The sequence below is a fragment of the Paludisphaera sp. genome (genome assembly GCF_037189885.1).
GTDB lineage: Bacteria > Planctomycetota > Planctomycetia > Isosphaerales > Isosphaeraceae > Paludisphaera.
Map to the genome: position 1 here is coordinate 134,041 of NZ_JBBCIR010000007.1, position 14,057 is coordinate 148,097.

Below are 14,057 nucleotides of genomic sequence, written 5' to 3' on the forward strand. Positions count from 1 at the left end.
GACTGATTATATAGTAGAATGTAAAAAACACAAAACCAAAGCTGATGGCCCGTCCGACCCGGATTTCTTCGGTCGTGGAATCGAAGACGGGGAGAAGAAGGCCAAGATCGACAAGGCGATGCCCCGCTTGCGGGACCTCTACCCCGACGACCTGGAACGATACCTGGAGTTGTTCGTCCACCGTTCGGATCACAGGGCCTTCAACACCAGGCTGGGATACTGGGGCGACGGGGACGTCCCCTATTGGGAGCAGGCCGAGGACGTGATGTCCAAGGACTGGCGTCCCCAGGTCAGGGGCAGGTCGATCGACGGGAAGCCCTTGTACGTCGCCGCCACCACGAACAACCTGCTGCCCCTGATCGAGCGTCACCTGGACACCGACTACTGGAGGTCACGGGGGCATCGGGCCAAGGGGTTCAGGCAGCCCTTCTGGATGGGCACTCTCGGAGGCCGTTTCACCTCCTCGGCGGCGTTCGACCTGGATAATCACGGCGGCCGGGTCCTCAAATTCACCAGGGACGGCGGGAACTACCGGGTGCCGGACCTCGGGGTCGAGATCCTGGACCTCGCCCGGCGAGTCCTGGGCCTCCCGTACCAAGCGTATGGGCTGCCCAGCCCGACGGCGCTCGCCACGTCCTCGGACAGCCTCGGGCTCTGCGTCTGGGTCATCCCCGAGGCACCCCAGGAGACCGCCGTCCTCCACGCCAGGATGAAGGAGATGGCGGCCGACCACGGCCTGCCGAAGCTGGAGGTCTACCCGATCCCGCCGGCACGAGGGCGTGGCCCTTACGAAGGCCGCAGCGTCCACCGCCGTCCTTGCGGGCACGGGGCCGTCACGCTGGCCGGCACGGGGATCATCCGGGGCTGGCGTGAGCAGGTCGCCAACTTCCTCGACCCCCGCCCGTTGCCATCCCTGCCTCAGGTCGCCGAGCAACTCCTCGAATTGTGGCTCGGGCTGCATCAGGTTTGGCGTCCCAACTTCCTGGACGTGCCCGGCGAACGACTCGACCACTTCAACCAGCGGTGCCGGGAGATCCGGGACTGGGTGGGGCGAGGCTGTCCACCGCTCGATGGCGGTGACGCCGAAGCCGGGGCCGCCGTCGAGGTGGTCAGGAGGGCCGGGAAGCGGTCGTCGTCCGCTTGTCCGAAGGTGAGTTTGCCCGAGGGCTGGGAGTCGTGGCCCTACCCCGAGAGGTTGTACTACATCGCCAGTCGTGGGTGTCCCGCCGAAGGAATGCTGAACGAGTGCCTCATCATGCTGGCCAGGCACATGATGGCGTACGAACTCGACGGCCTGGGCGACGAGGAGAAGGATGAGGTCGCCTTCTCCGTCCTGGAGGCGTGGTGCCTGTCCCGTCATAACGGCTGTTCGGGTCGGCTGTCTGAAGGCGACACCGCCCTGCCGAAGGACGTGGAGTCCGTGATCTGGAGGGACCTCCGGTCTGTCTCGTGCCGTGAACCGTGGGCGGGCGTGAAGAACACGCTACGGGTCCGCCACCTGATCACGGGCGAAGGGCCTCGCAACGGGCTCGTCCCCCGTTATATACAAGGGGGGAGAGAGGAGGACCTTCTTAGTGTTTACACTTCCGAAGAATCCCCTTCCCAAGGCGACGACTACCGGCAGGCCGAAGCCCGTGTCATCGAGGCGATCAGATCCGGCCTCTACGACCACGAGACAATCGAGGCGGTCGAGGAGAAGATCGCCCCGGCCACACGGACCTTCCAGAGGTTCGCCCGGAGGTTGGCGAACTTCCTGATGATGAAGGACAACCGGACGGCCAACATCCACACCAACATCTTCAAGGCGATGGCCGACACCTCAAGCCCCACGACGGCGACGAAGTACAAGCGGGCCGCCCTGGACGAGAAGGTCATCAAGGTGGTGAGCCACAAGTACCGGATCGGTGGCCAGTCGAAGTCCTACCAGTTGCACCCAAAGCTGCGACTGCCGGGATCTCTCTGAGGAGTCTTTCTCGGACAGTGAGCGGCTGCTTGCAGGAACCCGGCATGCGGACCGTAGATCGCTACGGCCCGCACCCCGTTCAGGGACAGACGGGTTGGCGACAGCAAGTCTCAAGTCTCACGGATCTGGGGTCGCCTCTCGTGACGGCGTGACCGGCACGACGGGAATAGCGTCCTTGTCGCCGCCCGACGCCTTCCCCGACCGCTGTCGTTCCCACGGTTGCGGTCGCTCGGCCCGGCTCACGTCCCGCTGATAGCCCCGGCCTCGCTTCGCACCACATCCCCGCTACTTCCAAACCCTTAACAAACCTCGTCGTCGCCGTGTTGTACCCCTGCCTACCCCAGGGCTCGGCCGCTACGTGCCCCGAGGGCAAGGACGGCTCCGGCACCAAAACGGTCTCCTTCGGCCCGACGCCGCCCCCGCAGCACTCGTCCTGGACGTCCGGCCGACTGCCGTCCTGGAGGGGCACGAGCCGGCCGGCGAGCAAAGAGTATTGGCACCCTGACGGAGGCAGCACACGACATCCCTCTGGAGCACGCCATGCCCCCGTACGTCCCCAAGCTCTTGGGAGATCCTCGGCTTTGCAGCAGGTACGTGGTACGTGACCGGAGCCGCCGCCCCGGCGACTGGTATTGGACGGGGCGAGGTTGGAGCCGCCGGCTCGCCCAGTCCCTCCTGTTCGACGACATGAACGAGGTGAATCGGACCATCGCCCGGCTGTATGCCGACTTGCTCCGCTGAACGACCCATAACTCGGAGGAGACCCTCGTCGTGCAACGCCTCGTCGGCCTCGTGTTCGTCGCCTGGCTGGCCATCATGGCGGTCGGGCTCGTCATCGCCCTCCTGCCGGTCCTCGCCTTCGTCGCCGGGTTCGTCGGCGTCCTCCTGCTCTTCGCCTTCATGGGCCGGTTGGTCGCCGGCCTGTTCTGGTGATCGACCTTGCCTGACCTCCGTCCTGGCCAGGACCCACCCGAGGAACCCATGCCCGACGACCACCGACACATTGAAATTAACGACGTCGGCCCCACGAGCCTCTCCCACATCATCGGCCAGCGTGGCGTCGTCGCCCAGGTCGCCGTCGCCCTCGACGCCGCCTTCGCCGACGACAAGAAGCTGGACGACGCCCTGCTCGTGGGGCCGCCGGGGCTCGGCAAGACCCAGGTCGCCAAGGTCATCGCCGCCGAACTCGCCAGCGAGGTTCATGAGGTCCTGGGCCAGGCCATCGAGACCCCGGCCGACCTGAACGCCCTCCTCCTCACGGCGAAGGGCAAGGACGTGGTGTTCATCGACGAAGTTCATGAACTCGCCAAGGAGTTCCAGACCGCCCTCTACCTGGCCATCGATCAGCGGCGGGTTCTCCTGGCGGGCGGCAATTCCGGCCGCATGCCCCAGTCGATCCCGATCTCGAACTTCACGCTCCTGCTGGCCACGACCGACGAATACTCGCTCCTGGCCCCGCTCCGGGACCGCATGAGGCTGACGCTCCGGTTCGTCTACTACGACGACGGCGAGCTTGTCGAGGTCGTGAAGCACCGGAGCCGGGCAGTCGGCTGGCGGGTTGCCGAAGACGTCCTTCCCGAGATCGCCGGGCGATCACGGGGCACGCCGAGGCTGGCCCTCCGGCTCCTCCAGTCGTGCCGCCGGGTCTGCCGTGCCGAGGGCGAGGCCGTCATCACGATCGACCACCTGAGGCGGGCCTGCCTGCTCGAACAACTCGACGACCTCGGGCTCGGGCCGATCGAGCAAAAGTACATCGAGATCCTCGCCCAGGGCGTCTCCAGGCTGAACGTGATCGCCTCGATGCTGGGTCTGCCGTCGAGGACGGTCGCCGAGGTCAGCGAGCCATTTCTCATCAGAACCGGGCTCATGATCAAGGACGACCAAGGACGTCGGCAACTGACCTCGGAGGGCCGGGAGCGCCTGCTCGTTACCCGCCAACAACGTGTTTGATTCGTGCCGGAGTTTTGTCTTATGGGTGCCCAGCGACAGCAGGAGAAGGTCGCCGTTTCGGTCAGCGAGATGGCCAGGATGGTCGGTATGAGCAGGGCTCGCTTCTACCAGTTGATGGCCCACGGTTGCTTCCCGAGGCCGAGCTACGACCCCGATACCGGGCGGCCCTATTTTGAGGAAGCCCAACAACTCGTCTGCCTCGATGTCCGCAGGCGGAACTGCGGGATCGACGGCAAGCCCATCCTGTTCTACGCCAGGCGTGTCGAGATCCGACCGGCCGACCCACGTACCCGCAGACCCGCCGAAGGAAAGGCTCGGAGAGTCGAGCCGGACGACCACGCCGACCTCATCGATGCCGTGAAGTCCCTGGGCCTGGCGTCGGCGACGAGCGCCCAGGTCAAGGCGGCGGTGGCCGAGTTGTTCCCCCTGGGTGTCGCCGGCATCGACCAGGGCGAGGTCATCAAGAAGGTCTTCGTCCACCTGAAGCGCCGGAACCCGGCGGATAACGTGCGGTGATAAGTGCCCTTACCAGCCCGGTTAGCCACGGTGAGCGTCTACATGCTGTCTGATTCGTGCCCGCAACGCCGCCGGTACTCGGGCGATAAGGTCTTCGAGGGCATCCCGGCCGGTCCCGATGAGTCGGGGCTCGTCCTCGCCTTCCTGGACGGCAACGACTTTTCAGCCCAGACACGCCGGGCCTTCGTCAACGACCTCAAGAAGTTCGCACGGTGGTTCACCGAGGCCAACCGGGAGCCTTTCGTCGTCGCCAGGGTCACGACCCGAGACGTCGGCGACTTCCGGGACCATCTGCGGCGTGGGAAGTGCCAGGCCGTCGCCACGGTCAACAGGGCACTCGTGAACGTGCGACGGTTCTTCTCGTGGCTCGTCGAACATGGCCACCTGACCGCCAACCCGGCCGTGAAGGTCAAGGAGCTTCGCCGGGTCCAGCTTGCTCTCAAGGGGCTGGACCGCAGCCAGGTCCGGCGTCTGCTGCGTGAAATTGAACTGCGTCAGGACGTGCGGGCCAACGCCATCTTCGGCCTGTTGCTCTTCACCGGCTGCCGTGTCGGCGACCTCGTAAGCCTGGAGATGCACGACCTGATGATCAGCGAGCGGAACGGCCAGGTCGTCTTCAAGCAGGCAAGGGCGGCAAGCAAAGGACCGTGCCGTTGCCGCTGCTGGCCAGGAGGGCTTTGATGTCGTACTTGGAGACCCGACCGCCTGCGTCCTCGTCGAGCGTCTTCATCGGAGAACGTGGGCTGTTGACCGATCGAGGCATCCGGGCGCTTTGTGATCGCTACGGGGCGATCATTGGCGTCAAGCTGCACCCGCACCTCTTCCGCCACAGGATGGCCCACCAGTTCCTCGCCGACAACGGCAACGACCTTGTAGGTCTGGCGCAGATCCTCGGGCACGAGTCGCTGAACACGACCGCCAGGTACACGAAGAAGACGACCGAGGAATTGTCGGCGGCCTCCGAGCGGCTGAGCTACTGAGCGGTTCCGTTATTTTGTGAAACCAACGGCCTCGTAGATCGGCGAGGTGGCCGCCTTCGAGGCCGCTTCATTTACGGGTCTGGTGGGCAGGCGAGCGTTCCGGCGAAGTCGGGGGGAGCCACTGGACGCCCATCGGTTCGTGGCCATGAAGGCATTCAGGAGCGGCACCCTGGCTCGTGAAGGTCAACCCGACACAACCAAGGAGCGAGAGGATGCCGACCCAGACCGAGCTTCGCCGTCAGATCACCGACTCGATCATCGCTTCCCTCGAAAAGGGCGGGATTCCGCCGTGGCGAATGGGCTGGTCGGTCCACCCCGCCGGCAGGGGCATGCCCGCCAATGCGGTGACGGGCCGCAAATACAACGGGATCAACGTCCTGTTGCTCCAACTTCACGCTCGCCGCTTCGGATTCACGAGCCGTTATTTTGCGACCTTCAACCAATGGCGTGATCGGGGCTGCGCCGTCAAACCTCGCCCGGCGGGAGTCGAATCCGGCCAGTGGGGATGCCATGTCGTCTTGTACAAGCCCGTCGAGAAGACCGAGACGGATGAGGCGACCGGGGAGTCGAAGGAGATCAAGTTTCCCATGATGAGGTCGTTCGTCGTCTTCTCGGCGGATCAGGTGCGGGGGGCCGAGAAGTGGCAGGTGCCCGACACGTCGGACGCCGAGCATTTCCCCGGCTACGAGCCCGCCGAGACGGCCATCAAGGCGACCGAGGCTGACATCCGATTCGGCGGCAACCGGGCGTTCTACAGCCCGGCCCACGACTACATCCAGTGCCCGCCAAAGGGCCAGTTCATCGACATCAAGGAATACTACGGCACGCTCTTCCATGAGTTGGCCCACTGGAGCGAATCCCGCCTGAACTGGAAGGGCGACTACCCGAGCGGGGAGCTACGGGCGGAAATCGCCGCCGCCTTCGCATCGGCGGAACTCGGGGTTCCCCAGTCCGACGACCTGACGAACGTCAACGCCTACCTCAAGTCGTGGCTCTCGGCCCTCAAGGACGACCCCCGGTACATCTTCACGGCGTCGGCGGCGGCGAGCAGGGCAGCGGATCATATTCTGTCATTCAGCCGCCCGATGGAAGCGGCAGAGGAGCCCAGAGAAGCCCTCGCCGTCTGATGCGGGCCATCAAGCCAGACATACCCCAGGCCGCCCGGATCATCCGGGCGGCTCTTTTCGTTGGGCGGCGACCAATGAGGTGGAGCACCCTGGTCCATGGAAGCGACCGCCGCAAGATGCCGCCCTACCGGAGGCCACCATGTCCGACTTGTTGGACCGCATCAACGATCTCCGCTCGACGGTCCGCCCACGACCCACGTTCACCTTGGAGATGGGCCGGGGCGAGACCTACCGCCACGCCCGCCCCGTCCTGTACGCCCACAGCGTCTACGAACGTAGCTCCGTCCTGGCCGGTCAGCCCAGACGGCTATTCGTCGAGCAATGGGATTCGTGGGAGGAGGCCCGTGCTGCCCTGACCGAGGTCCGCCGTGCCGCCTGCTCGTTCAATTTTGAGGATTTCGGTGATGGTGGCGGGACGTCCTACATCCCGTCGTCTGTCCTGATCCGCCACCTCCCCGAAGACGACGATTGGTGAGATGCCATGCCGATCGACTCCCGGTCATCCGGGGGGCGATAGCGTCGCTGCCGGGGGCCCTTACGTCTTGAACCCGGGCTGGGGTCAGCCCACGACACCAACCAGGAGCGGACCGATGAGCACGACCGGACAGATTGATTGGATTGCCGAGCACGACCGATTCCTGGCCCTCGCCTACCAGCGGGCCGAGCGTGCCGCCCGGCGGGCCTTCAAGCCCTGGCACGAGCGGAAGCGGGACGACGCCATCGCCGAGATGATCGGCAAGGTCTGGGCGACCTGGGTGTACAACCTGGAGAAGGGCAAGGACCCGGTGGCCCTGCTCGGTCCCAACATCCAATTCGCCATTTTGTGGGTCAGATACGACCGCAAGATCGCCGGGCGGGGCCGGAACCCAGACGTGTACGACTACCGGGCCGGGATGAAGCGGCAGATTCTCAGCGGCCAGGGCAAGGCGAGCCCGACGGATCGCAGCAACCCCGACAACTCCTGGATCGACTGGGGCCTGAGCCGAGGCGACGACCCGGCCGAAACGGTGGCCGCCCTGGAAGGGGCCGGGATGACGTGGGCGGCCTACGCCGCATGACCGTTTGGAAAGGGGGCGGCACGTCAAGCCGCCCCCTCATGTCTTGTTGCCGCATTCAAAGAGTGATTGAACCCTGGGACGTGTCGTAAGAGACAAGCCGAACGTCCCGAGGCCGACGAGACGACCGACGTGGCGGCGAGGCGGCAACTCAAGAAGATGCTGAAGTCGTTCACGGCGGCCAGCCTCCTGCGCCCAAGCAGCAAAGAGGAGTAGGACCCTGCCGCTCGACGCCTCCGGTCTCCTCAACGCCTCAGGGGCAAGGCTCGGTCCTGGCGAGGCCGACGTTTCACTTCCAACTACCGATTAATTCCGAAGTCATTAGCATCGACGACTCCCCTCCCAGGCCCCGCATACAGCGGCTTACGCCGACAGCCCCTTCTTGGGTTCCATACGGGCCAACTCCGACATTGCAAAGCCCTGCTAGGGGAGACCAGAAGCCGTGCTCGAAAACCCGGTTCCATCCTGCCCATCCTCGCCACGATCACTGCGAACATTCAGCATCCTGTTACCGCTCGCTGCGACTGCTTACACCCAGGTGAGAGACGACATCGGGCTCGTCAACCGGGTGGTCGTCAATCATCGTCTTCCGCCGGGTCGGGCAGCGACCGCAACTCGGCGAGCGTCATCTTCGTGTTGGCCACGTTGACGGCGATCAGGAGCGTGAAGTCCTTCGGTTGCGGCAGGTTCTCGGCGAACACTCGGCCGCCCAGGGGGAGGTCGCCGCTTGCCCCCTTGCCGATGTAAAAGACTTCAGACCACACCCTCCTGCCCGGCTGGAGGCTCCCGCAGTCGATCTCGACCCGGAACCGCTCGGCGTTCTTCTCGATGACCACCTCGCCGGGCTCACGACGGAAGGCGGGTCGGATGCTCTTGAGGCCGGGCACAGCAAAGGGGGCCGCCCGCCGCTTCGGAGCATCGGGCATGTCGGACGAGTCCATCACCATCACGCCAAGGCTCGTGGGTACGGTGATCTCGGCCCGCACGCTACCGGCGGCGACTCGGCCGACGTTCTTTACCACCAACCGCACGGGCCGGAACAGCCGCCTCACGAACTCGAAGTTCGCAAGTTCACGGAAGTAGTCCTCATTGAGCCGGTCCAATGTGCTGAACTGAATCGACGACAGGTCGATGCCAAACGGGTGCTGCCGCCTTGGTCGGGCGAGGTCCGGGATCGCATCCATGGGCGGCATCTCGCAGAACTCGGTGTCCCACGAGACGTGCGTGCCCAGCGATTCGTCCCGCCCCACGTCGGCGAAATCGACCGCCAACTCGGCGTCCTGCGGCCCCGACGGCTGGCCCATCAAAGCGATCTCGTCCGGCCCGGCGGGCTTCGTCGGGTCGGTGGAACTGCCCCGCCGGACGTACACCTCGGTCCTCTTGAGCTTGCCGTAGTCCCGCTTGAGGTAGAGCGGCCTGGCCTGCCGCTCCTCGATGTGGATGATCCCGACTTGCTTGCCTTCGAAACCGAACGCCTCGTAGTGGAAGCGGACGGGGCGGTTGGTCAGGTTGTTCACGAACTGCTGCAACGAGTGGTCGTCGAGGTGGTCGGCGGACGGGATGCCGAGGACGTTGCCACGACCGCCCCTCAAGTCCTCGACCCCGATCAGGATGTACGCCTCGGATCGCCGCCAGGCGTTGGCGAAGCCGAGGACGTCCTTGAGGAGTTCAGACTTGTCCTCCTCGCTCGCCTTTGCGAAGCGGTACTGCTCCTGCTTGAAGTCGAGCGTCGTGCTCTCCTCCTCGTAGAGGAGCCGCTCGAAGAGTGCGTCGTTCATGGTCGGCCCCTCCCGCTCCTCTCGCCTCGTCGCTCACTCCAAAAAACCCGCAGCCTCCGCTGCCGCCTCCTGGGCCGACAGCAGTTCCTCGCTCACTCTCTTGACGATCAACTCGGTCTCGGCGGTGGCCTCCCAAGTAAGCGGGATCGGGGTGACGCCTTCTCGAATTTGCCGAACCAGGATCTCTCGGTCCTCTACAAGCCGCATGTGACTCAGTTGCGTCTCGACCGGCCCGAGGTCCACCTCAACGCCCAGGAACGGCTGGGGCCGGTCGGAAAGCAAAGCCAGCCGCAACGGCTCCCCGTCGAGGCCGATGAGCTTCGAGAGCGTCTGCATGTTCAGCTTGGTCAACCGGGCGCTGCTCGTTTGGACCGCCCCCTTGATACGGATTTCCTCTCCCCTGGCGAGGCGATAGAGTCTGGCGACCTGCTGGATCTCCTCCATGGATATCTGCCTTGGGAGCACGGCCTCCACCTTGTACTCGACGGCGATCCAGCGGGCCTGTGCGACCAGTTCGACGAGGCCGAGCGTTCGTCGAATCGAGGAGAGTTCATCCCATTTCCAGAGCATGTATCCTGAGAAGATCGGCATCCCCTCGGCGAACAGATCCACGTTCATCCGGTGGCCCTCGTCGAGACGCCCCAGCAAGTCTTCGATAAGGTGAAAACTTGGCAGCGACGATAGGGGCCTCCCGAGCCAGCATCCAAGGTCGTAGCCGATCCCGAGGTTCATCGGCTTGTCGGGACGGGATGTGACGGCCCCATGCAGCACGAGGTTCTCATAGGAGGTCCGGGCCGAGAACCGGATCTCCTCAACCCCTCCTTCGAAGGCACATTCAAGTTCATGAGGCCGCCCGATTGCACGACCCTCGCCGTCGAGATGCGCAAGCCGAAGGTGTCCCCTGCCGTTCAAGCATAGCTGGAGCGATCCGTGGCGGTCGGCGGTGTCCTCAAGAACGGACTTGATTAGCAGCGATCCGTCGGCCGTCACGTCTCCCGGTCCGATACTGACGGGGACGCCCCTCCCGATCAGGTCGCCAAGCCTACCGCTTTCGTAGAAGCCGGCCCCGAACTTCAGGTCCACACGGATGTCTTCGAGGGCGTCCGCCTCGATGAGTTCCCCCTGAGAGGTCGCCGTGACTCGCACATCGAAGCGGGAATCAAGCCTTTTCATCGAGTCCTGTGCGTGACCGATACCCATGCCCAGTGAACGCCTCGCCATGAAGCCGATGGCCGTCTTGACGGCCGCCCGGAGAGCGACGTTATCGGAGAGAAGGTTCGACGCCGGAAGATGGATCTGGATCTGCCCCTGTGCCGTCCAATCCACGTTACGTAGTCGGGTCTGTTCATACTCCTGGGTGAAGACCCAGTACCCGACCCGGCTGCTGACATCAACGACCACGAGGAAGACGGGGGCCTGCAACTTCGTGTGGTAGTCGAGGTCCTTCGTCTCCAGCTTGAAGCTGATCGTCCCGTCCTTCAGCTTCTTGACCCTCTTCTGGCCCTTGACCTGCACCCAGAACGACAGGCCGGTGTGCTCGCCGCCTTCGACCAACTCGACCTTGTGGTCCTTGCCGTAGTCGGGGCGGATGTCGTAGACGGTCCATTGCTCCGGCGGCAGCGACCCCTTGAAGAAGTGGACCGCCTGTTCGTCGATGACGTGAGTCGAGTGCTTCTGCATGGGGCTCACTACCCGAGTCGTCGTAAAACCTTAGGTTCGATCTTACGCCCTTCCTGATCGAGCGTCCAGGTCGTCTGTCGGTGGTCTTCGACCTCATGCTGGGGTGGGCGGCTTGTGCCCGTGGCCATGGCAATAAGCGGGACCATCGATCACCTGGCCTTCGGGCCGGATCGTCGCTGACCTCGAAAGCTAGCCTCTGATGTGTCTTTAGACGTGGCTATCGCAGGTGCCTGGGCCGCCCGCTTTTTCTCGTCCTTGACCATCCTCAGGACGTCGATCTCGTGCGGGCCGTGCGGGTCTACCCCCAGCAACGCCAGCATCGTCGTCGGGTCGGGCAAGCCCGCCTTCTGACGGCGTGCGACGTACTCCAAGAAGCTCATCATGCCACCGCCCCCGGCCCAGGGCCTCGCCCTTCGAGGTCCACCAGGCCCTTGATGTCGTCACCGACGTGGCCATCGAGTAGGTGCCTCCAAGACCGGCCGTTTACGATCGCCTTGATGTTCTCCTTCGTGACCTGAAAGCGAGCGGCCAGGTCGCCGAAGGTCTCGCCCTCGGACCTCATCCGCCTGATTTCGATCACGTCGTCCTCCAGGAGCTTCGTCGCCCCGCACCTCGACCCCCTGGCCCTGGTGCCGTGACGGAGGGCGTCGTCGGCGTTCGACTGGTGGGTATCCCACCTCAGGTTCTCGACAAGATTGTTCGATCGGTTGCCGTCGTTGTGACAGCCGACCAACCCCACGGGGCAAGGCCCGACGAACGCCTCCAGGACGAGCCTGTGAATTCGAAGGGCCGTCTTCTTGCCGCCCCTGGCCAAGTTCACCGTGCAGTATCCTTGGCGGCGGATCGGCTTCAGAAGGTGCCACTTCTCGGCCAGCACGACCGCCCGACCACGACGGGTCCAGCAGGATTCGACATGTCCTTGTTGATTGATCTTGTAGCCGGGGTAGCCCTCGATTGGGCGGAAGTAGTCGTCCATGCCCGTATGTAGCCGGCTGGGCGACGATCCTCATCGCCAGCGGAGGCGATCTTCTTCAACATGTGTAAGCGAGGTCGGGCGGCGTCGTCGAAGCGATCGACAGTCCTGAACCGACCCGTCGCCTCAGGAAATCCCCAGCCGCCTCTGAATTCTCGGGGTGCCCTGCCATAGATAGGGCATGGCAATGATGAGATTGGAGGAATGGCTGGCCCTCCACGAGATGGCCGCCCGCCGGTCGTTCGCCCGCTCGCTGGGCAAATTCCTGCCGCAAGCGGTGGACAGGCCCGTGGCCACCCTGACCGCCTGGCGGGGCGAACTCCTCGACCCCGAGGGGAGGCCCTACCCGGAGGCGATACGTCGGAAGCTCAACGCCGAGGCGAACCGGCGGCTCACGGCGAACGTCCGACGGCGGGGACTCTCGTACTACCCCGTCATCGGGGCCGGTCAGGAGGAGAAGGACGGCGAGGTCCACATGAACAAGGAGGTCAGCCTGGTCGTCCAATCCATGGGGAAGATGTCGGAGGCCGAGTTCCTCAATCACATCAGGCAACTCCTGTTCAACCCGACGGCCGAGTCGGGGCCTGGCCCCTTCGCCCACACCCAATGGGGGGCGGCGGTCAAGCTGCCGGACATGCCGCAGGCGTTCCTGTTCCATCTGGCGAGCGAGTCGCCCACGAGCCCCGCCGACTACAAGATCGGCGAGAACATCGGGGGCACCGCCGGTCCGAGGAGGGGCGAGCCGGCCTACACGCAGATGAAGTACGGGCCGAGGGCGACACCCGGCATGAACGACCCGCTCGATCGACCCGACGACCTGGGTAACATCAAGGGAGAGCCGGGACGCAGGTTCACCGTGAGGGACAAGCCATGAGCGACGAGGTGATCGATCAGGACCGGCCGGAGGGGCGGCTTGAAGGGTTGAGGGCGGAACTCTTCAAGCACTTCGGCAAGTTGACCCGGTTCGAGGCCCTCTGCCGGGAGCGGGGGGCGATGACGGTCGAGGAGAAGATCCGCCTGGCCGAGGAGGTCCTGGCGTCGTCCTCCACGGGCACCGTGGCCGAGTGGTATGGCCACCACCTCCGGCTCCAGGGGAAGGAGAGCTTCGACGTCGATGACTATCTGGCCAGGCGAGCCGGGAAGGACGGGGCGTGAGCGGGGACTTGATGGAGCAACAGGCGGGGCTCGGGTTCAAGGACTGGTTGTTGGACGAGACGCTGGCCCTGGCGGGCAACTACAAGGGAGGCGTCTTCCAGCGGCTCGTCGCTGCGAGCTACAAACTCGCCCCAGTCAGCGACCCCGCAGCCCTGCCTGCCTTCCAGGAGTTGGCCAGGAAGATGGCCCGCCAGAGCGATTTTCTCAGGCACGACTTCAACTTCATCCCCTCGTCCGGCGACCATTACGCCAGCCTCAAGCAGCTTCGCCGCTCGATCGACGCCCAGCGACAGGCCGGGAAGCGGCGGGCCGACATGTTCGTCTACGCCGAGCCGCCCGGCCCCGAGGAGGACGCCAAGCAGCAGGGCCACCCGGTCTACACGAACGACCAGAACGTGATGATCAGGGGCGTCCACGACGCCATCGCCCACCTCGGCGGCGGCCATTCATTTTCCGCCCGTGGCGAGTACGGGGCTTACAACCGGCACCTCAAAACCCTGTGCAATACCCAGGATGCCAGGGCCGGGAAGTGTTTGGCGGCAGCGGCCCTGTTCACCGAGATCGTCGGCCAGACGTCGTTCTACTACGTCTACAATGCCTTCGCCCCCCAGAAGGCCGTCTTCCTCCCCGACTTCGACTTCTACAACGTCGGCCTGCTCGCCCCCTCGTCGAGGTTGAACGCCTTCTTCGTGCTCCAGAACAAGGATCTGGTCTGCCGCCCGGACTTCGACCCCGAGGGCTTTGCGAGGGAGTATCCGGTGTTGTCTGAAGAGCTTTCCAGACAGGAAGGTAGGGGGAAGGTCAGGCTGGCGAACATCCCGACTCGGCGATAACAACGAGTGCCCCACGCTCGGGGCAAACGCTTCAACAAGCCGATCAG

17 protein-coding genes are annotated in these 14,057 nt (G+C 64.6%); 13 read left to right on the plus strand and 4 right to left on the minus strand.

Annotated elements, in window-relative coordinates:
- The first annotated feature begins 118 nt into the window (after window positions 1-118).
- The 10 genes from WG209_RS03020 to WG209_RS03065 all read left to right on the plus strand — a co-directional run bounded on the left by WG209_RS03020 (window position 119) and on the right by WG209_RS03065 (window position 7,594).
- Window positions 119-1,963 (plus strand): hypothetical protein, encoded by a 1,845-nt coding sequence (locus WG209_RS03020; RefSeq protein WP_337173520.1) that lies wholly within the window; start codon window positions 119-121, stop codon window positions 1,961-1,963.
- Between the two features lie 540 nt (window positions 1,964-2,503).
- Window positions 2,504-2,704 carry a hypothetical protein gene (locus WG209_RS03025; protein WP_337173521.1) on the plus strand — a complete coding sequence of 67 codons (201 nt, stop codon included), beginning with the start codon at window positions 2,504-2,506 and terminating at the stop codon, window positions 2,702-2,704.
- 30 nt (window positions 2,705-2,734) lie between these two features.
- Window positions 2,735-2,896, plus strand: coding sequence for a hypothetical protein (locus tag WG209_RS03030; RefSeq protein ID WP_337173522.1), 162 nt, complete (start codon window positions 2,735-2,737; stop codon window positions 2,894-2,896).
- A 48-nt stretch (window positions 2,897-2,944) separates the two neighbouring features.
- Entirely contained in the window at window positions 2,945-3,913 is a 969-nt protein-coding gene (locus WG209_RS03035; RefSeq protein WP_337173523.1) for an AAA family ATPase, read from the plus strand.
- Between the two features lie 21 nt (window positions 3,914-3,934).
- Window positions 3,935-4,429, plus strand: a complete 495-nt coding sequence (locus tag WG209_RS03040; RefSeq protein ID WP_337173524.1) for a hypothetical protein — start codon at window positions 3,935-3,937, stop codon at window positions 4,427-4,429.
- A 42-nt stretch (window positions 4,430-4,471) separates the two neighbouring features.
- Window positions 4,472-5,110, plus strand: coding sequence for a site-specific integrase (locus tag WG209_RS03045; RefSeq protein ID WP_337173525.1), 639 nt, complete (start codon window positions 4,472-4,474; stop codon window positions 5,108-5,110).
- Window positions 5,077-5,409: a tyrosine-type recombinase/integrase gene (locus tag WG209_RS03050; RefSeq protein ID WP_337173526.1), complete on the plus strand. Its 333-nt coding sequence runs from the start codon at window positions 5,077-5,079 to the stop codon at window positions 5,407-5,409. The genes WG209_RS03045 and WG209_RS03050 overlap by 34 nt, the downstream gene beginning before the upstream one ends.
- 212 nt (window positions 5,410-5,621) lie before the next feature.
- Entirely contained in the window at window positions 5,622-6,536 is a 915-nt protein-coding gene (locus WG209_RS03055) for an ArdC-like ssDNA-binding domain-containing protein (RefSeq protein WP_337173527.1), read from the plus strand.
- Between the two features lie 139 nt (window positions 6,537-6,675).
- Window positions 6,676-7,011, plus strand: coding sequence for a hypothetical protein (locus WG209_RS03060; RefSeq protein ID WP_337173528.1), 336 nt, complete (start codon window positions 6,676-6,678; stop codon window positions 7,009-7,011).
- Window positions 7,012-7,126: 115 nt separating this feature from the next.
- The gene (locus WG209_RS03065; protein ID WP_337173529.1) at window positions 7,127-7,594 is read left to right on the plus strand and encodes a hypothetical protein; all 468 of its coding nucleotides are present in this window, start codon (window positions 7,127-7,129) and stop codon (window positions 7,592-7,594) included.
- Between the two features lie 572 nt (window positions 7,595-8,166).
- Here the strand turns inward: WG209_RS03065 and WG209_RS03070 are convergent.
- The 4 genes from WG209_RS03070 to WG209_RS03085 form a co-directional block, all read right to left on the minus strand.
- Window positions 8,167-9,369, minus strand: a complete 1,203-nt coding sequence (locus WG209_RS03070; protein ID WP_337173530.1) for an ATP-binding protein — start codon at window positions 9,367-9,369, stop codon at window positions 8,167-8,169.
- Between the two features lie 33 nt (window positions 9,370-9,402).
- A complete protein-coding gene (locus WG209_RS03075; RefSeq protein WP_337173531.1) occupies window positions 9,403-11,049 on the minus strand; it encodes a DUF4365 domain-containing protein in 1,647 nt (548 codons plus the stop codon).
- 149 nt (window positions 11,050-11,198) lie between these two features.
- Entirely contained in the window at window positions 11,199-11,432 is a 234-nt protein-coding gene (locus WG209_RS03080) for a hypothetical protein (protein ID WP_337173532.1), read from the minus strand.
- On the minus strand, window positions 11,429-12,025 hold the full coding sequence (locus WG209_RS03085) for an HNH endonuclease signature motif containing protein (protein WP_337173533.1): 597 nt from the start codon (window positions 12,023-12,025) through the stop codon (window positions 11,429-11,431). Before WG209_RS03085 ends, WG209_RS03080 begins: the two co-directional genes overlap by 4 nt.
- A gap of 178 nt (window positions 12,026-12,203) precedes the next feature.
- On the opposite strand from WG209_RS03085, the gene WG209_RS03090 reads away from it, so the two are divergent.
- Genes WG209_RS03090 through WG209_RS03100 form a run of 3 tightly spaced genes read left to right on the plus strand, consistent with a single transcriptional unit; the run spans window position 12,204 to window position 14,010 of the window.
- On the plus strand, window positions 12,204-12,896 hold the full coding sequence (locus tag WG209_RS03090; RefSeq protein ID WP_337173534.1) for a hypothetical protein: 693 nt from the start codon (window positions 12,204-12,206) through the stop codon (window positions 12,894-12,896).
- Complete coding sequence (locus tag WG209_RS03095; protein ID WP_337173535.1) at window positions 12,893-13,177, plus strand: hypothetical protein; 285 nt, start codon at window positions 12,893-12,895, stop codon at window positions 13,175-13,177. The genes WG209_RS03090 and WG209_RS03095 overlap by 4 nt, the downstream gene beginning before the upstream one ends.
- The gene (locus WG209_RS03100) at window positions 13,174-14,010 is read left to right on the plus strand and encodes a hypothetical protein (RefSeq protein ID WP_337173536.1); all 837 of its coding nucleotides are present in this window, start codon (window positions 13,174-13,176) and stop codon (window positions 14,008-14,010) included. Before WG209_RS03095 ends, WG209_RS03100 begins: the two co-directional genes overlap by 4 nt.
- Window positions 14,011-14,057 lie beyond the last annotated feature (47 nt).